21 protein-coding genes and 2 riboswitches are annotated in these 20,802 nt (G+C 64.3%); of the genes, 12 read left to right on the top strand and 9 right to left on the bottom strand.

Translation table 11 applies throughout. The features are described 5' to 3' along the window. Nucleotides 1-17 precede the first annotated feature (17 nt). Nucleotides 18-257 (bottom strand): hypothetical protein, encoded by a 240-nt coding sequence (locus Q0844_RS08000; protein WP_299043637.1) that lies wholly within the window; start codon nt 255-257, stop codon nt 18-20. Between the two features lie 121 nt (nt 258-378). Here Q0844_RS08000 and Q0844_RS07995 point away from each other — a divergent pair, with 121 nt between their 5' ends. Beyond that, entirely contained in the window at nt 379-1,092 is a 714-nt protein-coding gene (locus Q0844_RS07995; protein WP_299045254.1) for a M48 family metallopeptidase, read from the top strand. Here the strand turns inward: Q0844_RS07995 and Q0844_RS07990 are convergent. Beyond that, complete coding sequence (locus Q0844_RS07990) at nt 1,089-1,370, bottom strand: hypothetical protein (RefSeq protein ID WP_299043635.1); 282 nt, start codon at nt 1,368-1,370, stop codon at nt 1,089-1,091. The two genes, Q0844_RS07995 and Q0844_RS07990, sit on opposite strands and share 4 nt — an antisense overlap. 54 nt (nt 1,371-1,424) lie before the next feature. Between Q0844_RS07990 and Q0844_RS07985 the strand changes: the two genes are divergently transcribed. Both Q0844_RS07985 and Q0844_RS07980 read left to right on the top strand, forming a co-directional pair. Beyond that, nucleotides 1,425-1,811: a YigZ family protein gene (locus Q0844_RS07985; RefSeq protein ID WP_299043633.1), complete on the top strand. Its 387-nt coding sequence runs from the start codon at nt 1,425-1,427 to the stop codon at nt 1,809-1,811. Between the two features lie 71 nt (nt 1,812-1,882). Continuing rightward, nucleotides 1,883-2,143: a DUF6455 family protein gene (locus Q0844_RS07980; protein WP_299043631.1), complete on the top strand. Its 261-nt coding sequence runs from the start codon at nt 1,883-1,885 to the stop codon at nt 2,141-2,143. Here the strand turns inward: Q0844_RS07980 and Q0844_RS07975 are convergent. The 4 genes from Q0844_RS07975 to rimO form a co-directional block, all read right to left on the bottom strand. Further along, on the bottom strand, nt 2,135-2,767 hold the full coding sequence (locus Q0844_RS07975) for a hemolysin III family protein (RefSeq protein ID WP_299043629.1): 633 nt from the start codon (nt 2,765-2,767) through the stop codon (nt 2,135-2,137). The genes Q0844_RS07980 and Q0844_RS07975 overlap by 9 nt on opposite strands. A gap of 46 nt (nt 2,768-2,813) precedes the next feature. Beyond that, nucleotides 2,814-3,197, bottom strand: a complete 384-nt coding sequence (locus Q0844_RS07970) for a thiol-disulfide oxidoreductase DCC family protein (RefSeq protein ID WP_299043627.1) — start codon at nt 3,195-3,197, stop codon at nt 2,814-2,816. Nucleotides 3,198-3,248: 51 nt separating this feature from the next. Next, a complete protein-coding gene (locus tag Q0844_RS07965; RefSeq protein ID WP_299043625.1) occupies nt 3,249-3,596 on the bottom strand; it encodes a hypothetical protein in 348 nt (115 codons plus the stop codon). Between the two features lie 154 nt (nt 3,597-3,750). Further along, nucleotides 3,751-5,148 carry a 30S ribosomal protein S12 methylthiotransferase RimO gene (rimO, locus tag Q0844_RS07960; RefSeq protein WP_299043623.1) on the bottom strand — a complete coding sequence of 466 codons (1,398 nt, stop codon included), beginning with the start codon at nt 5,146-5,148 and terminating at the stop codon, nt 3,751-3,753. Nucleotides 5,149-5,251: 103 nt separating this feature from the next. On the opposite strand from rimO, the gene Q0844_RS07955 reads away from it, so the two are divergent. Next, nucleotides 5,252-7,204: an AsmA family protein gene (locus tag Q0844_RS07955; protein WP_299043622.1), complete on the top strand. Its 1,953-nt coding sequence runs from the start codon at nt 5,252-5,254 to the stop codon at nt 7,202-7,204. A 246-nt stretch (nt 7,205-7,450) separates the two neighbouring features. Here the strand turns inward: Q0844_RS07955 and Q0844_RS07950 are convergent, their stop codons facing one another. Next, complete coding sequence (locus Q0844_RS07950; RefSeq protein WP_299043619.1) at nt 7,451-7,813, bottom strand: hypothetical protein; 363 nt, start codon at nt 7,811-7,813, stop codon at nt 7,451-7,453. A 491-nt stretch (nt 7,814-8,304) separates the two neighbouring features. Beyond that, nucleotides 8,305-8,520, top strand: a riboswitch (cobalamin riboswitch). Between the two features lie 121 nt (nt 8,521-8,641). On the opposite strand from Q0844_RS07950, the gene Q0844_RS07945 reads away from it, so the two are divergent. The 8 genes from Q0844_RS07945 to Q0844_RS07910 all read left to right on the top strand — a co-directional run bounded on the left by Q0844_RS07945 (nt 8,642) and on the right by Q0844_RS07910 (nt 17,625). Continuing rightward, nucleotides 8,642-9,037, top strand: coding sequence for a DUF1636 domain-containing protein (locus Q0844_RS07945; protein WP_299043617.1), 396 nt, complete (start codon nt 8,642-8,644; stop codon nt 9,035-9,037). Beyond that, a complete protein-coding gene (locus Q0844_RS07940; protein ID WP_299043614.1) occupies nt 9,034-9,831 on the top strand; it encodes an ABC transporter ATP-binding protein in 798 nt (265 codons plus the stop codon). Before Q0844_RS07945 ends, Q0844_RS07940 begins: the two co-directional genes overlap by 4 nt. Before the next feature lie 2 nt (nt 9,832-9,833). Beyond that, a complete protein-coding gene (locus tag Q0844_RS07935; protein WP_299043611.1) occupies nt 9,834-10,769 on the top strand; it encodes an ABC transporter substrate-binding protein in 936 nt (311 codons plus the stop codon). Nucleotides 10,770-10,833: 64 nt separating this feature from the next. Further along, the gene (locus Q0844_RS07930) at nt 10,834-11,829 is read left to right on the top strand and encodes an iron ABC transporter permease (RefSeq protein WP_299045252.1); all 996 of its coding nucleotides are present in this window, start codon (nt 10,834-10,836) and stop codon (nt 11,827-11,829) included. A gap of 102 nt (nt 11,830-11,931) precedes the next feature. Then, nucleotides 11,932-12,016, top strand: a riboswitch (glycine riboswitch). A 161-nt stretch (nt 12,017-12,177) separates the two neighbouring features. Further along, nucleotides 12,178-13,302 (top strand): glycine cleavage system aminomethyltransferase GcvT, encoded by a 1,125-nt coding sequence (gcvT, locus tag Q0844_RS07925; protein ID WP_299043605.1) that lies wholly within the window; start codon nt 12,178-12,180, stop codon nt 13,300-13,302. Between the two features lie 17 nt (nt 13,303-13,319). Further along, nucleotides 13,320-13,679, top strand: a complete 360-nt coding sequence (gene gcvH / locus Q0844_RS07920) for a glycine cleavage system protein GcvH (RefSeq protein WP_299043603.1) — start codon at nt 13,320-13,322, stop codon at nt 13,677-13,679. A 12-nt stretch (nt 13,680-13,691) separates the two neighbouring features. Further along, the gene (gcvP, locus tag Q0844_RS07915; protein ID WP_299043600.1) at nt 13,692-16,529 is read left to right on the top strand and encodes an aminomethyl-transferring glycine dehydrogenase; all 2,838 of its coding nucleotides are present in this window, start codon (nt 13,692-13,694) and stop codon (nt 16,527-16,529) included. Between the two features lie 175 nt (nt 16,530-16,704). After that, nucleotides 16,705-17,625, top strand: a complete 921-nt coding sequence (locus Q0844_RS07910; protein ID WP_299043598.1) for a LysR family transcriptional regulator — start codon at nt 16,705-16,707, stop codon at nt 17,623-17,625. Between the two features lie 13 nt (nt 17,626-17,638). Here Q0844_RS07910 and Q0844_RS07905 read toward each other — a convergent pair whose 3' ends face one another. Further along, the gene (locus tag Q0844_RS07905; protein ID WP_299043596.1) at nt 17,639-19,009 is read right to left on the bottom strand and encodes an HlyD family type I secretion periplasmic adaptor subunit; all 1,371 of its coding nucleotides are present in this window, start codon (nt 19,007-19,009) and stop codon (nt 17,639-17,641) included. Continuing rightward, the gene (locus Q0844_RS07900) at nt 19,006-20,748 is read right to left on the bottom strand and encodes a type I secretion system permease/ATPase (protein ID WP_299043594.1); all 1,743 of its coding nucleotides are present in this window, start codon (nt 20,746-20,748) and stop codon (nt 19,006-19,008) included. Before Q0844_RS07900 ends, Q0844_RS07905 begins: the two co-directional genes overlap by 4 nt. Nucleotides 20,749-20,802 lie beyond the last annotated feature (54 nt).

Here is a 20,802-nt window from a genome sequence, read left to right as displayed (position 1 = left end):
CAAGCGTCCAGACCTTTTCACCTGGCCTCCTTGCGCAACTGATACACGCCCTCGGGCAGGTCAAGGGCCGCGGCCAGATCGCGGGCCTGTTCCGGTGACAGGCAGATCTTGACCACGCTGTCGGTGCGCGGGTCATATTGTTCCACCGTGATCACCTCTGCAAAGGCGTTGATCACGACATCTTCCTGCAGCGGCGTCTTGCCGTCATCCACAAGGGTGATGACGCTCGCGTCAAATTCGTGCTCGATCGTAAACATATGGACATCCTATGGAATGAGCGGTGGGTTGCATGGGGGCACACGGCTGCGTGATCGGGGCTGGAAGCCGCCCTTCTGCATGATACAGTCTGGCGAACAGTTCTGAAAGGATGGCGCTTTGATCATACGGGTTTTGTCCGCCCTCGCAGCATTGGCTTTTGTCGCGGCGTGCGACGATGTTGTGGTCGCGACGGCACCGACTGGCACGGGACCTGCCCCCGTTGTGCGCGATGTACCGGACGAGTTGCGGACAAACCAGCAATCCATCCGTGCCTTTGCGTCGGCGGTGCAACGGGTCGAGCCTGTGGCAGAGCGGGAATGCAGGTCGCGGACGCGCGGTGTCGACTGCGACTTCAAAATCCTCGTCGATGATCGCCCGGGCGCGCCATCGAACGCCTTTCAAACGCTTGATGACAACGGGCGGCCCCTGATCGTGTTCACGCAGGCGCTGATCAATGACGCCCGCAACGAAGACGAACTGGCCTTTGTCCTCGCGCACGAGGCAGCGCACCACGTGCGCGGCCACATTGCACGCCAGCGCGAAAACGCCGCGGCGGGCGCAGTGATCTTCGGCGGTTTGGCCACCCTGACGGGCGCCGACCCCGAAGCGGCCCAGCGCATCGGGGCGCAGGTGGGCGCGCGCACCTATTCCAAGGATTTCGAACTTGAAGCGGACCAGTTGGGCACCATCCTGACAGCCCGCGCAGGCTATGACCCGATCAAGGGATCACAGTTTTTCAACCGTATCCCGGATCCGGGCGACCGCTTCCTCGGCACCCACCCGCCCAACGCCCAACGGCTCGAAACCGTGCGCCGAACCGCAGCCGGGCTTTAGGCCAGGGTGCGGTAGCGCCGCCTGCGCAGGCGGATCAGGATGCCCACAATCGACATGGCCACCCAGAACACCTGGATCAGGGCCGAGGCGAGGTTGAAGCTCGCCATCAGGCCCAGCAACACACAGCTGGCCGCGATCAGGTTGATTGTGAAGTAGGTCAGGCAATCGCCGCTCAGGCAGCGGGTGGTCAAAAGGCCATAGTTCATCACATAAAGGGCAAAACCCAGGATGCCGACAACCTCGTAGATGTGCATGGTCTCAAGCAATGAATACGGCATGGGAATCCCCGGTTTGAAAAGTCTGTGCGTCATCAAATGCGGATCAGGTAGCACATGCGACCGGCCCTGTCGGGTCCGGGAAACCCGACCTTGAAACAGGTGGGGCATGTGCTGACCGACCGGGGGTCCAGATACGCCGTGGCGGGCTGTCCGGTCACATCCCGGTTGGAGATCGACGCAGCCCTCAAGGCGCTGAAGCGGGACAGGACCTATGCCAGGGCCACCCACAACACATGGGGTGCAGTGCTGTCGTCAGGCGGCCCCATCAAGGGCGACGATGGCGAAGCCGGGGCCGGCATGGTCATCCTGCGGATGCTCGAACGCGAGGGGCTGAGCGATCACCTGATCGTCGTGACCCGGTGGTACGGCGGCAAACATCTGGGCGGGGACCGATTTCGCCACGTGCAGACCTGCGTAAAGGCCTATCTCGACGCGCTTTGACATGGATCAAGGTGGGGCTGCGGGCCACGCCCCACAGTGGGTCCATCCGTGCCAAAGCGAAAGGGACACCCATGTCCGATGCCCGCCTCAAGACCCACGCCGATCTCGTTGATCGCATGGCCGCCGCCCGCGGCGTCGACCTGCAAGAGGCCGCATTGCGCGGCGATCTCAGCCCCGGTGACATCTCGGATCTGGTTTTGCGCTGCGCGGGCTGTACCCGGCCCGACACCTGTGCCGCATGGCTCAAGGCGCAGGCCGGCGCGGTGTCCGAAACGCCCGGCTATTGCCGCAACGCCGACCAGTTCGCAGCCCTCGCCCGCCGCTCAGGCTGATACGCCCAACGCCACCGCGCCAAAGAAACAGGCCGAGGCCGCCAGCACAAAGCTGTGCCAGATCGCGTTCTGGAAGCGCAGCGCCTTCATCGCGTAAAACACCGTGCCCAGCGAATAAAGGCCCCCGCCCATCACGATCAACGCGGTCGAGGCGCCGGGCAAGTTCTGCCACATCGGCCAGATCAGCAGCACACTGGCCCATCCCATCGCCAGATACAGCGCCAGCGACCCGCGCGCATCCGTGGCCCAAAAGCTCAGCTTGGCCACCGCGCCCACCAGCGCCACAGCCCACACCGCCGTCAGAACCACATAGGAAAAGGCGGACCCGATCAGCACGACCAGCGGCGTGTAGGTGCCCGCAATCTTGAGGTAAATGGCCGCGTGATCGATGCGGTGAAACACCGGGCGCGACGCCTCCCACGGCAGCAGGTGATAGAGGGCCGAAGCCAAAAGCGCGAACACCGCCAACCCCGCATACACACTGGTCGCCGCGATCTGCGCCGCCCCATGGGTCTGCGCCACATGCATGATCAGCATGGCGGCACCGGTCACACCCGCCCCAAGGCCAAGCATGTGCACCGACGCATCGGCCACGGTTTCACGAACGGAATATGGATAAGGCATGGCACCACCCTGACCGTCAAAACACGCTCGGTCTATGCACAATTCCTCACGAAGGGGTTGACGTCGCTGCCCTTTGGCGGCGCAGGTGCCAGCGGTAGATCAGCGGCGCCAGCACATGGTCATAGGCCTTCGATGCCAGCCAATGCACGCCGGGCAGGGCCACGATGCGGGCCAGCCAGCGATAGCGGGGCATGTCCTGCCACAACACGATGAAGGCGGGAATGCCGCCATACATCTGCCCGTCCTTCAGCACGTACAGCCTGCGCGCAGCGGCATCCCGGTCCATTCCCCAATCGGCCATCTCGGCCCGGTTCAGGTCCTCGAACCGAATGGGCAGGGCCTGATCACCGCTATACCTGGCATAGTGGCTGATCTCGAAATTGCAGACCGGACAGTCGGCATTGTACAGAACGCGGGTGTCATCACTCATATGTCGAAGATATGCGCGCAACGTCCCCCGACCACAGTCAAAGCGTCGCAGTCACCGCGGTTTGTTGCCATCGATCCACCGTGCCATCAGGGACTTGTCCTTGAAACACTCAGGCGGCACCTCGCGCCGTTTCAGCCGTGCAATACGCTCGGCAAACTGCACCTGTTTTGCACTGGGATAGGCCGAAAACCGGCCCTCGGCTGCCTTCGGCTTGGCCCGATCAATCCACGCCGACAACCCCGCCCTGTCGCCAAACAACGCCGTGGGCACGGCGCGCCCGGTTCTTGCCGCCAACGTGCGGGCATAGGCGATCTGCTTGTCGGTTGCAGGTGCCACATCCAGTGGCAGGGCGGTCTGCACCGGCTCGAACAGGCCGGGAAGGGTGGGATGGATCGACATGGGCGTTCTCCTCGCTTGCGCTTGGGGTTGAGAACAAATATAGAACATTTAGCCCAAATTGCAACCATCCTGCACGACCACGCGCGACATGCGGTGGCCAAGCCACGGAAATATCTGAAAAACGTGCCAATCCCAAGGCGGATGCTGGTCCGCCCTAAACCCGCGTGCCCCACAGGTCATAGTCACCCGCCTCGTCCACCTCGACAGTGACGATATCGCCGGGGGTCAGGTGCTCGAACCCCTCGTCAATGAACAGGTTGCCGTCGATCTCGGGCGCGTCGGCCTTGGTGCGGCAGGTCGCGGCCTCGGCGTCGACCTCGTCCACGATCACATCCATGCGCATGCCCACCTTGGCCGCCAGCTTGGCCTGGGAAATCGACTGCGCCTTTTCCATGAAGCGATCCCACCGCTCCTGCTTGACCTCGGGCGCCACATGATCGGGCAACGCGTTCGACCGCGCGCCATCGACGTTTTCGTATTGAAAACAGCCGACGCGATCCAGTTGCGCCTCGTCCATCCAGTCCAGAAGGGTCTGGAATTCCGCCTCCGTCTCGCCGGGGTAGCCCACGATGAAAGTGGACCGCAACGTGATCTCGGGACAGATGTCGCGCCACTCCGCGATCCGGTCCAGCGTCCGTTCCGCAGCCGCAGGCCGCGCCATGCGGCGCAACGTGTCGGTGTGGGCATGTTGGAAGGGAATGTCGAGATAGGGCAAGACCAACCCCTCCGCCATCAACGGAATAAGCTCGCGCACATGTGGATAAGGATAGACATAGTGCAGCCTTGTCCAAGCGCCCAAGGACCCCAGATCACGCGCAAGGTCGGTGATATGCGCCCGGTGCCCCCGATCCTCGGCATGTTTGATGTCCACACCGTAGGCCGAGGTGTCCTGAGAGATCACCAGCAGCTCTTTCACGCCCGCCTCGACCAGCTTTTCCGCCTCGCGCACCACCGCATGGGCCGGGCGCGATTGCAGCCGCCCGCGCATGTCGGGGATGATGCAGAACTTGCACTTGTGGTTACAGCCCTCTGAAATCTTGAGGTAACTGAAATGGCGCGGCGTCAGGCTGACGCTGCGGGCGGGCAGCAGATCGACAAAGGGGTCGGGGTCCGGCGGCACGGCGGCGTGCACGGCATCCAGCACCTGTTCGTATTGATGCGGCCCCGTCACGGCCAGCACCTTGGGGTGTGCGCCGGTGATGTATTCGGGTTCGGCCCCCAGACAGCCCGTCACGATGACCTTGCCGTTCTCGTCCAGCGCCTCGCCAATGGCCTCAAGGCTTTCCGCCTTGGCACTGTCCAGAAACCCGCATGTGTTCACGATCACCGCATCCGCGCCCGCATAGTCGGGCGAGATGCCGTACCCTTCGGCCCGCAGCCGGGTCAGGATGCGTTCGCTGTCCACCAGCGCCTTGGGGCACCCCAGACTGACCATCCCGATGGTCGGCTGGCCGGGGCGGCCGGTGCCGTCCGGTTGGGCGCGGGGCGCATTCTGCTCAAGCCGCGCCTTGGGCGCGAGATCGGGGCGAAAGTCAGGCGGGTTCTGGCTCATGTCGTGCCTCATATGTGAACTCTGCACCCGCGAAAAGGGTTGGGGTGCAGGCACACGCTGCGTTAGGCTGATTTCAACACGTCATCAGAACGGGAGCAGTGTCATGAAATGGGTTTTGCGTCTGGTCGGGTTTGCCCTGATCCTCGTGCTGGTGGCCGGGGTGTCGGTCTTCTTTTTGCCGGCCGACCGTATCGGGGCCATTGCCGCCGATCAGATTCGCAAGGCAACGGGCCGCGACGTGACCATCACGGGCGTGTCCATGACCCTGTGGCCGGTGCTGGGCGTGCGCGCGGACGGGCTTGAGGTCGGCAATGCCGACTGGTCCGAACAGGGCCCGATGCTGACGGCCGAAAACGCGGCCATCGGCGTTGATGTGATGGCCTATATCCAGAGCCGCGAAATCCGCATCACCAATGTCGAGGCGACGCGCCCCACCATCCGCCTCGAAAGCCGTGCGGACGGGCGGGCCAGCTGGGTGTTCACCGATGCGTCCGGGGCCGCGCAGATCGAAACGGAGACACCCGCGCCCGGCGCCGCCTCGACGCCGCAGGCGTTGTCGATCCAGAAGTTGCAGGTGACGGACGCCACCCTGATCTATGCCGCAGAAGGGTCAGATACGCTGTCCTACTCCGGCGTGGACCTGTCCCTCGACTGGCCCGAACGTCTGGGCCCCGCAACCATCGCCGCGACCCTTCGACCGGCGGGGACCGCGGTGCAGGTGGACGCGACCGTCGGTGCGTTTGCCGGATTTATCTCCGGGCAGGTCCAACCGGTTCAGGCGGTCATCGAGGCAGGAGGCGGGCGTGTCACACTGGACGGTCGCGCCAGCACCGCGGGCGACGTGGCCGGCCTGCTCGGCATGGATCTGCCAAGCACCGATGCCTTCCTGTCCGCTCTGGGCCTGCCCGCGCCGGGGTTGCCTGAGAAACTGGGACAAGCTGTTGAAATATCAAGTGAAATAACGCTGACCTCGGACCGCCGCCTGTCCCTGCGCGACCTGCGGGCCGACCTTGGCGGCAACACGCTGAACGGGGCGGCAGATATCAGTCTGAACGGCACTCCGACCGTGAACGCGCAACTGGTTGCGGGCGCGCTGGACCTGCGCGGCGCAATGGGAGGAGAGACCTCCGGCACTGGCGGCGGAGGCGGTGCTGCCCCCGCGGGGACAGGCTGGCCCAAGGACCCCATCGACGCGAGCGGGCTTGCGGCCTTCAACGGAGAGATCGCGCTGACCGCGTCCTCCATCGACCTTGGTCAGTTCAAGCTGGGCCAGACCCGCACCCTCTTGCGCAATGACAACCGCCGCATGGTGTTCGAACTGCGCGAGGTCGCGGCCTATGGCGGCACGCTGGTGGGCGAATTCGTGATCAACAACCGTTCGGGCCTGAGCGTGGGGGGCAACATGAACATGCGCGGGCTTTCGGTGCAGCCTTTCCTTGCGGATGCCGCCGACCTCGACATGCTGACGGGGCAGGCGAACCTGGACCTGAAATTTCTGGGCGTCGGTCAAAACGTGGATGCGATCATGCGGTCGCTGTCGGGCAACGGATCATTCAATGTTGCGGGCGGCACGATCGAGGGGATCGACCTGGATGGCTTGCTGAAATTCGGGCGCGGCAACGGCCGCACGACGGTGTTCGAAAACATGAGCGCGACCTACCGGATGGAGGGCGGGAACCTGTTTAACGACGACCTTCTGGTGGTGCTGCGCAGCTTCGAGGCGCGCGGCAATGGCCGGATCGGATTGGGGGCGCAGGACATCGACTACCTCTTTACCCCCACCGCGCTGAAAGGGGAGGACGGGCCGGACCTGGCAATCCCCGTGCGCATCCGCGGTCCCTGGGCGGACCCCAGCATCCTGCCCGATCTGGACGCCGCGATTGACCTGCGGCTGGACGAAAAGCTGGAGGCGGAGAAGGAGGCGCTGAAGGCCAAGGCCCGCGAAAAGGTCGCCGAGGAACTGGGCGTCGTGGATGAGGGGCAAAGCCTGGAGGATGCGGCGAAACAGAAGCTGGAAGACGAGGTCAAGAAGGGGCTGCGCAGCCTGTTTGACTGATCTGTCCCCGCGGGGACAGCGTGTTCGGTGGCTTAACACTGTTTTGGCAGTTTTGTGATTTGCGCGCCGTATCAGGGGCTTGGACCTGCGCGCGCTGCAGTTGCGAAATTTTAACCGGATTTCCGGCATGCTGGCTGCGACGGCAGGCGGTCGTCGCCAAGGGTGCTTTGGCCGGATCGCAAATGACTTGTTCGGGCGGTCTATGCCAGGCGATGATATCACACGCCTGTCCATGAGGATGGCGGGTCAGACCCGTGCGGCGCGGGCCATCACGTTGGCGCGCGCGGCACCAACGCCCCCGGCAGACACCGTGGACGCGCCAGCATCATCAACGGTGTCATAGTGCCTGTATCCTGAACGGCCCGTCCCGATCCTGGACGCATCAACCACATCCGGATCTGGTCTGCCGCCGATCTGCCGCGCGCGCGGCGGGTGACGCGTTGCCGACCGGACCGGACCGCACCCGGGCAGCGATGCGTGCGGCTTGAAAAACCGTGCGATCCGCTGGCCGTGTCGGCAGGCGGCCGTGGCGCGCGGTGGCGCGGGGCTGTCGGGAGCGCGGCATTTGTGCAGTTGGCGAATGTCGGGAGTGCCATCGGTACGTGGCACCTGCGCTGGTCCGCGCGCGTGCCTTGACGGTCAGGCCGCCCCGTGCCCGGCCCCTGGGGGGGACAGACCGGCACGGTGTCGGGACCAGCGGCATTGCGCATCGGACGACGGGTGGCACCGGTGGTTTCCACATTGCGTGGGGTCCAGACCGACGCAGCCCAAACGATTTCTGCGCGCGGATTGTTTGCAGACGGCGTACGTTGATCATGGAGTGTCGCATATCTGGCCCCGTCCGGTTCGGTCCTGCGACGCCCGTCGTTCGGACGCGGTGTTCAGATGCAAGGCGTCATGGCCGATCAATTGACGTCCGACGGTGCACACCAAGATGGCCCGTGCCGCACGCCCGCCAGGGCGCTGCCGGTCCCGGACGCGTGTGACCCGGCCCGATCCCATCGTCCCATGCGCCGGTGCGAGGGTGGTGCCCCATCCGCCTGCGTGCGAAAAACGATCCATGGCTATGCCGATTGTGCATTGACCCGTCCGCAACATTCCGGTTTGGTTTTCGCGATGGTTCTTGGAGGCCCATGGCCGAAGAGATGAAAAGGGAACACGGTGCGGTCCTGTCCGACAGGCGCCAAATCCGCGACTGCCCCCGCAACTGTGAGCGGTGAGCGACCCCGATATGGACCACTGGACATCTGTCCGGGAAGGTTCGGGAAAGCGTTGACCCGCAAGTCAGGAGACCTGCCATCCCCGACGCCTGGACCGCGTCGGCCCTTTAACTCGATACAGGCGGGGTGCCTGGTCAGGAGCATATGATGGCACAGCGGCACATACCGCACCGACATGGTTTCGTTTCCTTCTGCCCCCTGCGCGGCGGAGGCCCGAATGGACCATCACATCACGATCTGCACGTCTTGCCGGCACTTGGGCACCGCGTGTCGCCCGGGTTATGAGCTGATCGCGCGTCTGCGCGCGGCCATTACAACCGCAGGCGATGCGGTGACCGACAGTTTCGAGGTGTCTGGCGTGGCCTGCATGGCGGGATGTGATCGCCCGTGCACCGTGGCCTATCACGGCACCCGCAAGGCCACCTATCTGTTTGGCGACATTGATCCCGACACCGATATCGAGGACCTTTTGGCCTTTGCCAGACTGTATGCCGATCTGGAGGATGGGTGGTGTTCGTCCCTGGACCGGCCCGGCAAGCTGCGCGACACCACGTTGGCCCGGGTGCCTGCCGCCATGCTGGCCATTGAGACGGGCAAGGTGCGTGCGTCGTGACCACCGCCGCCCGCCTGTCTGTCAGTGACCTGTCATGGTCGCCGCGCCGTGGGGACGATCCGCTGCTGCATCGCACCAGCTTTGATCTGGCGCCGGGCCGTGTTCTGGGCATTGTCGGGCCGAACGGGGCCGGAAAGACCACGTTGCTGCGGCTGCTGTACCGGTTCCACAGGCCGGTGACCGGAACCGTGCATGTCGATGGCGACGACATCTGGAGCCTGACCGCCCGCGCGGCAGCCCAGCGCATGGCCGCCGTCCTGCAGGAACAGCCCAGCGACTTTGCCCTGACCGTGCACGAGATCGTGGCGCTGGGCCGCACCCCGCACCGGCAGGGATTTTCGGGTGGCGCAGGCAAGCGGGACGCCGACATCGTGCAGCATGCGCTGGAACAGCTGGACCTGCATTGGCTGGCGGACCGCCATCTGGGCACCCTGTCGGGGGGCGAACGCCAGCGCGTCATGGTGGCGCGCGCCCTTGCGCAAGAGCCCCGCCTGCTGATCCTGGACGAGCCGACTAACCATCTGGACATCCGCCATCAGCTGGAAGTCCTTGATCTGATCCGGTCACTGCCCTTGACCATTGTCACGTCCCTGCATGACCTCAACCTTGCGGCCGGTGTCTGTGACGACGTGCTTTTGCTGCAATCGGGGCGGGCCATCGGGTTTGGCCCGCCGCAGGACGTGCTGTCCGAAGCCGCCGTATCGGCCGTGTTTCGCGTGACCGCCCGGCGCGAGCGCCTGACCCCCAGCGACGCCGACCACCTGACCTTTCATCTTCAAACCAAGGGACCCTGATCATGAAGACCTTTATTGCCGCCGCCCTCGCCCTGAGCCTGACCGCGGGCCTGGCGGCTGCCGCGACCACAGTCCGGAGTTGCAACCGGTCCGTCACCTTTGATGCCCCGCCCGAGCGCGCGGTGTCCAATGACGTGAACCTGACCGAGATGATGCTGGTCCTGGGCCTGGCCGACCGCATGGTGGGCTATACCGGTATTTCCGGGTGGAAGACGCTGGATGAGGGCATGCGCGCCGGTGTGGCGCAGTTGCCCGAACTGTCGGCCAAGTATCCGTCGCGCGAGGTTCTTGTCGGTGCGGATGCCGATTTCTTCTTTGCCGGTTGGAATTACGGGATGAAGGTGGGGGGCGAGGTGACGCCGGAGACGCTGGCCCCGTTTGGCATTGATGTCTACGAGCTGACGGAGTCCTGCGCCCACATCATGGACACGGACAAGGCCAGCATGGAGGACATGTATGCCGACCTGATGAACCTTGGCCGCATCTTTGGCGTCGAGGCGCGTGCCGCCGCCCTGGTTGACGGCTACCGTGCGGACCTGGCGGCCTTTGTCGCGGCGCAGGAGACCGGCACGCCCCTGCGCGTGTTCGTATATGACAGCGGCGAGGACGCGCCCTTTACCGCCGGGCGCCATGCCATGCCCACCGCCCTGATCGAGGCTGCGGGTGGCGTGAACATCATGGAGGATTTCGACAAGAGCTGGGCCACCGTCACCTGGGAAGAGGTGGTGGAGCGCAATCCCGAGGTCATCGTCATCGTGAATTATGGCGATGTGACCGCCGCGCAAAAGCGCGCCTTCCTGATGACCAACCCCGCCTTTGCCGACATGGATGCCGTCAGGAACGACCGCTTTGTCACCCTGGAATATGTCGAGGCCACGCCCGGTCCCCGCAACATCCAGGCCATCAAGACGCTGGCCGAAGGGTTCCGGGCCCCGTGAGCGCATGAGCGAAATCAGGGTGTCCCAGGCCCGGACCGGACGTCCGGGGCGCACCGGCGTGCTGATGTGCGCCGGGTTGGCCGCGCTTTTGGTCTCGCTTTCGTTTGCCATTTCCGTGGGCGCGGTTCAGGTGCCGCTGTCGACGGTGTGGAGCGTGTTTCTGAACAAGCTGTCGCCCGGACTGATCCCGCAGACCTGGTCGCAGGGGCGCGAGGCCATCGTCTGGGATATCCGGTTTCCCCGCGCGTTGCTGGCGATGATGGTGGGGGCCGGGCTGGCGATGGTGGGTGCCAGCCTGCAGGCCGTCACCCGCAATCCGCTGGCCGATCCGCATTTGCTGGGGATTTCGTCGGGCGGCGCCTTTGGGGCGATCCTTGCCCTTTTGCACACCGGGCTGTTCCTGGGGTTGCTGACGGTGCCGCTGTTGGCCTTTCTGGGGGCGTTGGGCGCCACGGCCATTGTGCTGGCGGTGTCCCGCTTTGCCCAGGCCACAAGTGCCGACCGCCTGGTGCTGGCGGGTGTGGCGGTGTCCTTCATCATCATGGCCGCCGCCAATGTCCTGATCTTTCTGGGTGATCCGCGCGCGACCCATACGGTCGTGTTCTGGATGCTGGGCGGCCTGGGCCTCGCACAGTGGAGCCAGCTGGTCTATCCGCTGGTGATCCTGCTGGCCTGCGGTCTGTGGCTGATCTGGCGGGCGGGGGCGCTGAACGCCATGACCGTCGGGGACGAGACGGCATCAACCCTTGGCATACCCGTGGCCCGGTTCCGCCTGTTCGTCTTTGTCATGGGGGCGCTGATCACCGGTGTGATGGTCGCCTTTTCGGGGATCATCGGCTTTGTCGGCTTGATGGTGCCCCATGTGGTGCGGATGCTGGTGGGCGGCGATTACCGGCGCGTCCTGCCGGGCTCTGCCCTGATCGGGGCCATTTTCCTGCTTTGGGCCGATATCGCGGCCCGCACCGTCATGGCCCCCGAAGACATGCCCATCGGCATTGTCACCGGCCTGGTGGGCGGCGTGTTCTTTGTCTGGCTTCTGGGCCGCAAGACGGCTGCCTGACCGCATCCCGCCCGACCGCAGACCGCGCCGCACCATGCCCAACGGGCGCGGGGCAAGAATTCTCTTGCCTTGGCTTGAATGTTTCCGATACGAAACTCGCAACGCTTGACGTTGGGAGAACCAGACCACTGGTGCCGAAGGAGCAACTGCCTCGGAAACTCTCAGGCCACAGGACCAACGCCGGGTGACAGATACTCTGGAGAGTGATGCGCACGCATCCGCCGAAGGGATAATGTTCTCAGGCGCACAGGACAGAGGAGGCACCGACGCGCAGACCCCTGTCTGCGCCCCATGTGGTGCCGCGCGATTTTCCCAAAATCTCGTCGGCTTGGACAAGGCGATGGCGATATGACAGGCCTGCGACAGACACCGCTTTATGCGTTACATGCAGAGCTGGGTGCCAAGATGGTGCCATTTGCCGGCTACGAGATGCCGGTGCAATACGCGCTGGGCGTGATGAAGGAACACCTGCACACCCGCGCCAGGGCGGGCCTGTTCGATGTCAGCCACATGGGGCAGGTGCGCGTGCAGGGCACCCGCTATGCCGAGGCCGCGACAGCGCTGGAGGCCCTGATCCCCGTGGACATTCTGGGCCTTGGCGACGGGCGCCAGCGCTATGGGTTTTTCACAAACGAAGACGGCGGGATCGAAGATGACCTGATGCTGGCGCATCGCGGCGATCATGTGTTCATGGTGGTGAACGCCGCCTGCAAGGACGCCGACATCGCCGCGATGAAAGACGCGCTGGAGCCTGCGCTGACAGTGACCGAGATCACCGACCGGGCCTTGCTTGCCTTGCAGGGCCCGGCGGCAGAACGGGTGCTGGCACGCCTTGACCAGCGGGCCGCTGACATGGCGTTCATGGATGTGGCGACGCTGGATCTGAACGGGGTCGAGGCGTGGGTGTCGCGATCCGGTTACACCGGCGAGGACGGGTACGAGATTTCCGTTCCTGCAAAGGAGGCCGAGGCGCTGGCGCGTGCCCTGCTGACCGATCCCGACGTGGAACCCATCGGGCTGGGCGCCCGCGATTCGTTGCGGCTGGAGGCGGGGCTGTGCCTGTACGGTCATGACATCGACGCCATGACCACACCTGTCGAAGCCGGTTTGACCTGGGTCATTCAAAAGGTGCGCCGGGTTGGCGGTGATCGGGCGGGCGGCTTTCCCGGTGCCGACAGGATCCTGCGCCAGATCGAAGACGGCGTGGAAAATCGCCGTGTTGGCCTGGTGCCGGAAGGCCGCGCGCCGATGCGGGAGGGCGTGCCGCTGTTCGACACCGACGACAGCGCAGAGCCTGTTGGCACCGTAACCTCGGGCGGGTTCGGCCCGACTGTCGGGGGCCCGGTCGCCATGGGTCATGTCAGCGCAGATTACGCGCGCCCAGGCACCACGCTGTTTGGAGAGCTGCGCGGCAGGCGCCTGCCTGTGACCGTCACCAAATTGCCTTTCACACCCGCCAACTTCAAACGATGAACCAAGAGGGACCCCCGATGAAATACACCGAAGAACACGAATGGCTGCTGGCCGAAGGCGACACGTTTATCGTGGGCATTACCGAACATGCCACGACACAGCTGGGCGATCTGGTCTTTGTCGAGTTGCCGGAGGTTGGCGAAACCGTCACCAAGGACGAGGAAATCGTGGTCATTGAAAGCGTCAAGGCCGCGTCGGACATCATGGCCCCCCTTGATGGCGAAATCACGGAGGTGAATGACGCCCTTGTCGATGATCCGAGCCTGGCCAACAGTGACCCGCTGGGCGCGGGGTGGTTTTTCAAGATCAGGCCGTCCGATCCATCGCAACTGGAGTCCTTTCTGGACGAAGCGGCCTACACCGCGCTGATTGGTTGAGGACCCCGCCCGATGACCTTCAAACCCACCGACTATCTGCCCTATGATTTCGCGAACCGGCGCCATATCGGGCCATCCCCCGCCGAGATGGACGAGATGCTGGACGTGGTGGGGGCGCAGGATCTGGATGCGCTGATCGCCGACACGATCCCCGCAGGTATCCGGCAGGCCGCGCCGCTGGCGTTCGGCAAGGCCAAGTCGGAACGCGAGCTTTTGCACCACATGCGCGTGATCGCGTCAAAGAACAAGGTTCTGACATCGCTGATCGGGCAGGGGTACCACGGCACTGTCACGCCCCCGGCCATTCAGCGCAATATCCTGGAAAATCCGGCCTGGTACACCGCCTATACCCCGTACCAGCCCGAGATCAGCCAGGGCCGTCTTGAAGCCCTGTTGAACTTTCAGACCATGGTGTCGGACCTGACCGGCCTTGAGATTGCCAATGCGTCCCTTCTGGACGAGGCCACGGCCTGTGCCGAGGCGATGACCATGGCGCAGCGCATCAGCAAGTCGAAGGCGCCGGGCTTTTTCGTCGATGAAAACTGTCATCCGCAGAATATCGCGGTGATCCGCACCCGCGCCCAGCCGCTGGGCATCGAGATTGTGGTGGGTGCCCCCTCGGATCTGGATCCAGGCGCGGTGTTCGGGGCGATTTTCCAGTACCCCGGCACCCATGGCCATATCCGTGATTTCACCGCCCAGATCGAACAGCTGCATGCCCACAAGGCCATCGGCATCATGTCGGCCGATCCGCTGTCGCTGACCCTGCTGAAAGAGCCGGGGGCCATGGGCGCCGACATCGCCGTCGGGACGACGCAGCGGTTTGGGGTGCCCATTGGCTATGGCGGACCGCACGCGGCCTACATGGCGACCCGGGCCGAGTTTGCACGCAACATGCCGGGCCGGATCGTGGGCGTGTCTGTCGACAGCCTGGGCAACCGGGCCTACCGGCTGTCGCTGCAGACCCGCGAACAGCACATCCGGCGCGAAAAGGCCACGTCGAACGTCTGTACCGCGCAGGCGCTGTTGGCCGTCATGGCCGGGTTCTATGGCGTGTTTCACGGCCCGGACGGATTGCGCGCCATTGCGCAGCGCATCCACCGCAAGACCGCCCGTCTGGCCGAGGGGTTGAAGCAGGGTGGCTTTGACGTGCGCCCGGCCACGTTCTTTGACACGATCACGGTGGATGTGGGGCCGCTGCAATCGGCGGTGATCAAGTCGGCGGTGGACGAAGGCATCAACCTGCGCGCCGTGGGGCGCACCGCAATCGGCATCACGCTGGATGAGCGCACCCGCCCGGCCACCATCGAAAGGGTCTGGCGTGCGTTTGGCATTGACCGGCAGGACAAGGATTACACCCCGCACTACCAGATGCCGGACAAGCTGATCCGCACGTCGGATTTCATGACCCACCCGATCTTTCACATGAACCGGGCCGAGACAGAGATGATGCGCTACATGCGTCGGCTGGCGGATCGGGACCTTGCGCTGGACCGGGCCATGATCCCGCTGGGGTCGTGCACGATGAAGCTGAATTCAGCCGCGGAGATGATGCCGGTCAGCTGGCGCGAGTTTTCGTTGCTGCACCCCTACTGCCCCAAGGATCAGGCGGCGGGATACACGGAGATGATCGAGGACCTGTCCGCGAAGCTGTGTGATATCACCGGCTATGACGCCATTTCGATGCAGCCCAATTCGGGCGCGCAGGGCGAGTATGCGGGCCTGTTGACCATTGCCCGCTGGCATCGCGCCCAGGGGCAAGGGCACCGCAACATCTGCCTGATCCCGATGAGCGCGCATGGCACCAACCCCGCCTCGGCCCAGATGGTCGGCTGGAAGGTCGTGCCGGTGAAATCGGCCGGGAATGGCGATATTGACGTTGCCGACTTCAAGGCCAAGGTCGCGGCGCATCGCGACACGCTGGCCGCGTGCATGATCACCTATCCGTCGACCCATGGCGTGTTCGAGGAAACGGTGATCGAGGTCTGCAAGATCACCCATGACGCGGGCGGTCAGGTCTATATCGACGGGGCCAATATGAACGCGATGGTCGGCCTGAGCCGCCCGGGTGACCTGGGCGGCGATGTCAGCCACCTGAACCTGCACAAGACCTTTTGCATTCCCCATGGCGGGGGCGGTCCGGGCATGGGTCCCATCGGCGTCAAGGACCATCTGACCGCGCATCTGCCGGGCGATCCCAACGGCGGGGACGGGGCGGTCAGCGCGGCGGCGTATGGTTCGCCTTCGCTGCTGCCCATTTCGTGGGCCTATTGCCTGATGATGGGGGGGGATGGCCTGACCCAGGCGACCCGTGTCGCGATCCTGAATGCCAACTACATTGCCAAGCGGTTGGAGGGGGCCTTTGACGTGCTGTACAAGGGACCAACGGGGCGGGTTGCGCATGAGTGCATCATCGACACGCGCCCCTTTGCCGACAGCGCCAATGTATCGGTCGATGACATCGCCAAGCGCCTTGCCGATTGCGGGTTTCACGCGCCCACGATGTCCTGGCCCGTCGCGGGCACCTTGATGATCGAACCCACGGAATCCGAGACCAAGGCCGAACTGGACCGGTTTTGCGACGCGATGCTGGGCATACGGGCCGAAATCCAGGCGATCGAGGATGGCACGATGGATGCGGAGAACAACCCGCTGAAGAACGCGCCGCACACGATGGAGGACCTGGTGCGGGATTGGGACCGCCCCTACAGCCGAGAAAGCGCGTGTTTTCCGGTCGGATCGTTCCGTGTCGACAAGTATTGGCCGCCGGTGAACAGGGTGGACAACGTGTGGGGCGACAGGAACCTGTCCTGCACCTGCCCCCCGATGGAGGATTACGCCCCGGACTGATCCCGGGCCGTCCCATGCGTCACGCCCCCCGGCGCGCCCAAATCGGCCGCACCGGGGGCCAGCCCCGCGGGCCACAGTGCACACGGCGGATCACATCCGCGGGAAGTTCTGCACATTTTTTCCCGCGATGCCGATGTTGCACTAAACACGGGCTGCAAAAGCGCATTGGGTCATCATGAATTTACGTGATCTTGAATATGTTGTGGCGGTTGACCGACTGGGCAGTTTCAGCGCCGCGGCGGAGGACTGCAACGTGTCGCAGCCCGCGTTGTCGAACCAGATCAAGAAGCTTGAAAAGGAATTGGGCACCGACCTGTTCATCCGGCTGAGCGGCGCCGTGCGTCCCACGGCCTGTGGTGCGCGCGTGGTCGGAATTGCCCAGAACATGCTGGGGGATGCACAGCGCATCCGCGATGCGGCGACCGAATTCCGCGAGCCGGAATCCGTGCCCTTCAACATCGGGTTGACGCCCACGCTTGCCCCTTATCTGACTGCCTATTTTTCGGACCTGTTCCGCACCCTGTTTCCGTCCATGCGCGTCACGATGATCGAGGATCTGCCGCAGAACATGCTGCAAATGGTCGAAGATCACGTGCTGGATGTCGCGCTGGTTGCGCAGTTGAACCACAATCCGACCCTCGAATTCACGTCCATCTGGGAAGAGCCGCTTTTTCTGGGGGTTCGCAAGGGCCATCCGCTTGAGACTTTGACCTCCATCCGGCCCGAGGACGTTCCGGTGCATGATTTCATCCGGTTGCCGCATTCGTTTGGCTATGGGTTGGAGCGCCGGTTGCCGGAACCGGATGCAGATGCGCGTGCGTCAAAGGCCTTTGACCTGAGCGCGCTGCGGTTCGAGACCATTTGCCGTCATATCTGCCATTCGGACGACTGCACCATCGTGTCGGCCCTTGCCGCCGAGCAGTTCCGACAGGACAACTGGCCGCTGTCGTTCATTCCGTTCGAGGCGCCCGGCAACCTGCGCAACCTTGGGGCGGCATCGCGTCTGAACTGTCCCAGAAAGCCGCTGTTGGCCAAGATCGGCGCCTATATCCAGCAGAACCCGCCCAAAGGCGTCACGCCCACATTCGAGGCGTGACGCGGCGCTTGCCCTATTCGATGAACGTGCGTGCCAGGCGGTCGCTGAGCGGCTGCGCCAAATAGCTGAGCGCCGTCCGTTCGCCGGTGTTCACAAACAGGTCCGCAGGCATGCCCGGCACCAGATCAAGAGCGGCGACATCCGCGCTTTGGTCCGCGTTCAGCCTGACCCGTGCGACATAGTAGAAGTCGCCGGTCCGTTCGTCTTCCAGACTGTCGGCCGAGATGTCGATGATGGTGCCGTCTGCCTCGGGTACGTCGCCCTGATCAAAGGCCGACAGGCGCACCCGCGACGATTGTCCGATATGCAGTTTCTCGATATCGGCCGTGTTGACGCGCGCCTCGACCACAAGGGGTTGGTCGATGGGCACGATGTCGAGGATGGGCGTGCCGGGACGGACGACGCCCCCTGCGGTGAACACCGTCATTTCGACAACGCGGCCACTGACCGGTGCCGTGATGGCCACCCGTTTCAACCGCTCGGTCGCGCCGGAATATTGCGGTTCAAGCGTGGCAAGCGATGCTTCGATTTGTGCCAGTTCGGCAGAGGCGGCTTCGTCCCGCAGGGTCTGGGTCCCGACACTGGCCAGGCGCAATTCGCTGATCTGGTTGCGCGCCTGTGCCGCCTGTGTCTGCAGGGCCGCGTCGACGCCGTTCAGCCGTTCGACCTCGACCCGGCGGGCGTTGACCCGCGCCGCTGCCACGAGGCCCTTTTCCTGCAGGGTTTGCAGGTTGCGCAATTCCTGCCGGGTGATGTCCAGCTGGCGCGTGTTCGCGCGGCGCTGCGCCTGGAGCCCGCGCACCTGATCCTCGAGATTTGCGACGCGTTGGTCGGTCAGCGCGCGTTCCGCGGATCGCGACCGCCGTTCGGCATCAAACAGCAGTTTCTGCGTCACGTAGGCCGCGGCCCACATGTCAGGGTCCAGGGCCACACGCATTGCAGCGGCCACGTCGGCCCGGTCGAAAGTCGCCGCGTTCTGCACTTGTGCCACAAGGCGGGCGCGGCGCACCGACAGGTCGCTGATCTGGCTGGTGATCACGTCCAGATCGACGCCCAGATCGGTGCTGTCAAGTTCCAGAAGGACCTGACCTGCCTCGACCAGATCGCCATTGCTGACCAGAATGCTGCTGACGATGCCGCCATCCAGGTGTTCGACCGTTTTCCGGTTGCCTTCGACCACGAAGGAGGCCGGCGCCACCACGGCGCCATCCAGCTTGGACGCGGTGGCCCAGTAGACGGCCCCGCCGATGAAACCGGCCACCACCAGCAGGCCGAAGGCCACGAACCAGGCGATGCCGCCACCGGTGGATTGGGGTTGAATCCTGTTGTAGTCTTCCAGACGCAGGACGGTGTTGCGGGGCGCGTGAGCGAGGGACAGTGTCATTGTGCTGCTCCTTCCTGAGCGTGGGCGCGGCGCGCGGCCAATTGACCGGCGGCGGTTTGCGTGACGGGGGTGGCGTGTTGGCGCGGACGCAGGATGTCCTCCTTTTCGCCGAAGCCCGATTGCGCGCCCTTGTTGAGGGTGAGGACCTTGTTGACCGCTTCGAGCGTGCTGGGGCGGTGCGTCATCACGAAGGTGATGGCCCCGCGTGCGCTGGCCCCGCGAATGGCGTTGCGCAGCGCCGCTTCGCCCTGGGCGTCGAGGTCCGAGTTGGGTTCATCCAGAACCAGAAGGAACGGATCGTCATAGAGCGCGCGGGCCAGAGCGATCCGTTGGCGTTGACCACCCGACAGGTGAAAGCCGTTGCCGATCTCGGTGGCGTAGCCGTCGGGCAGGCTGCTGATCAGCCCGTGCACATCTGCCGCGACGGCTGCGGCCAGCACCTTGGTGTCGTCGATGGTCGTGGAAAAGCGCGCGATGTTTTCGCGGATCGTCCCATCGAAAAGCTGCACGTCCTGGGGCAGGTACCCGACAAAGCGGCCCAGATCCTGTTCGTCCCATTTCGCCATGGGCGTGCCGTCCAGCCGGATGGCCCCGCGCTGCGGCATCCAGATGCCTGCCAGCATCTTGGCGAGGGTGGACTTGCCCGACCCGCTGTGTCCGATCACGGCCAGCACGTCGCCGGCCGACAGGGCAAATTCGATCCCGCCGATGGTGGCATTCTGCGCCAGGGGGGGCCCTGCCTGTGCGATCGTTGCGTTCAGCGAGATCTGCGGGCGGGGCAGGGCCAGCCGTTTGGGTGTGTCGGGGTAGGTTTCCGACAGCGCCTGCAAGGTCTTGTACGAGCCGCGCGCCGCAAGAAACGTGCGCCATTGCCCGATCAGCTGATCGATGGGGGCCAGCGCGCGGGCCAGCACGATGGTGGCAGCAATCATCACGCCAGCGGTTGCCTGGCCCGTGACCGCAAGCGCGGCCCCCAGCCCCAGCATGCCCGATTGCAGCGCCATGCGCGTGGTTTTCGACATCACCGAAAAGCTGGCGACCCGGTCCGCCACCCGCGATTTCAGGTGGTGGGCGTTATGTTGCAGAGCTGTCCAGCGACGGGCGAGATCACCAGTCATACCCATGGCATGGACAAGCTCTGCGTTCTGTTCACTTGCGGTGAACAAAGCGTCGGACCTGGAACGGGCGTGTGATGCGTCCTGCATCACGTCGGCAGAGCGCGCGTTGTTGACCAGGGCCATAAGAGTGAGGAACAGGGCACCGGCCAGCCCAAGCGCGCCCAGGTAGGGGTGCAGGATGTAGAGGACACCCAGATACAGCGGGATCCAGGGGGCGTCGAAAAAGGCGATCAGTGTCGGGCCCGAGATAAAGTCGCGCAGACCGGTGATGTCTGCCGCCGGAGTGTCGCCACTGGCCTTGCCCTGCACCCGGCGTCGGATCGACGATTGCAGGATCGGTGCGCCGATGGTGAGTTCGAAGCGCGCCCCGAGCCGGTTCAGAATGCGGGTGCGGATCAGGTCCAGAAGCCCGGTGACGATGAACACGCCGCCCAGCAGGATGCTGAGCGCAATCAGCGTGTCCATGTTCCGGCTGGTCAGAACGCGGTCATAGACCTGCAACATGTAAAGCGGACCGGCCAGCATCAGCATGTTCAGGATCATGCTGAAGAAGCCGATTGCAAGAAAACCGCTGCGCAACTGGCCCCAGGCGGTTTTGACGGTGGATTTTTTCTGAAACATTTGGGTGATCTTTTTTCAGGGTGAAGAGGTGGCGACCGGGGCCGCCACCTTGGG

This window comes from uncultured Tateyamaria sp. (assembly GCF_947503465.1).
GTDB lineage: Bacteria > Pseudomonadota > Alphaproteobacteria > Rhodobacterales > Rhodobacteraceae > Tateyamaria.
Note: the sequence above shows the minus strand (reverse complement) of the source record. Positions and strands in the feature narration are given on the sequence as shown.

Coding starts and splice junctions, on each gene's coding strand:
- Q0844_RS08000 (WP_299043637.1), bottom strand. CDS start 257: ATGTTTACGATCGAGCACGAATTTGACGCGAGCGTCATCACCCTTGTG.
- Q0844_RS07990 (WP_299043635.1), bottom strand. CDS start 1,370: ATGCCGTATTCATTGCTTGAGACCATGCACATCTACGAGGTTGTCGGC.
- Q0844_RS07985 (WP_299043633.1), top strand. CDS start 1,425: ATGCGACCGGCCCTGTCGGGTCCGGGAAACCCGACCTTGAAACAGGTG.
- Q0844_RS07980 (WP_299043631.1), top strand. CDS start 1,883: ATGTCCGATGCCCGCCTCAAGACCCACGCCGATCTCGTTGATCGCATG.
- Q0844_RS07975 (WP_299043629.1), bottom strand. CDS start 2,767: ATGCCTTATCCATATTCCGTTCGTGAAACCGTGGCCGATGCGTCGGTG.
- Q0844_RS07970 (WP_299043627.1), bottom strand. CDS start 3,197: ATGAGTGATGACACCCGCGTTCTGTACAATGCCGACTGTCCGGTCTGC.
- Q0844_RS07965 (WP_299043625.1), bottom strand. CDS start 3,596: ATGTCGATCCATCCCACCCTTCCCGGCCTGTTCGAGCCGGTGCAGACC.
- rimO (WP_299043623.1), bottom strand. CDS start 5,148: ATGAGCCAGAACCCGCCTGACTTTCGCCCCGATCTCGCGCCCAAGGCG.
- Q0844_RS07955 (WP_299043622.1), top strand. CDS start 5,252: ATGAAATGGGTTTTGCGTCTGGTCGGGTTTGCCCTGATCCTCGTGCTG.
- Q0844_RS07945 (WP_299043617.1), top strand. CDS start 8,642: ATGGACCATCACATCACGATCTGCACGTCTTGCCGGCACTTGGGCACC.
- Q0844_RS07935 (WP_299043611.1), top strand. CDS start 9,834: ATGAAGACCTTTATTGCCGCCGCCCTCGCCCTGAGCCTGACCGCGGGC.
- Q0844_RS07930 (WP_299045252.1), top strand. CDS start 10,834: ATGTGCGCCGGGTTGGCCGCGCTTTTGGTCTCGCTTTCGTTTGCCATT.
- gcvT (WP_299043605.1), top strand. CDS start 12,178: ATGACAGGCCTGCGACAGACACCGCTTTATGCGTTACATGCAGAGCTG.
- gcvH (WP_299043603.1), top strand. CDS start 13,320: ATGAAATACACCGAAGAACACGAATGGCTGCTGGCCGAAGGCGACACG.
- gcvP (WP_299043600.1), top strand. CDS start 13,692: ATGACCTTCAAACCCACCGACTATCTGCCCTATGATTTCGCGAACCGG.
- Q0844_RS07910 (WP_299043598.1), top strand. CDS start 16,705: ATGAATTTACGTGATCTTGAATATGTTGTGGCGGTTGACCGACTGGGC.
- Q0844_RS07905 (WP_299043596.1), bottom strand. CDS start 19,009: ATGACACTGTCCCTCGCTCACGCGCCCCGCAACACCGTCCTGCGTCTG.
- Q0844_RS07900 (WP_299043594.1), bottom strand. CDS start 20,748: ATGTTTCAGAAAAAATCCACCGTCAAAACCGCCTGGGGCCAGTTGCGC.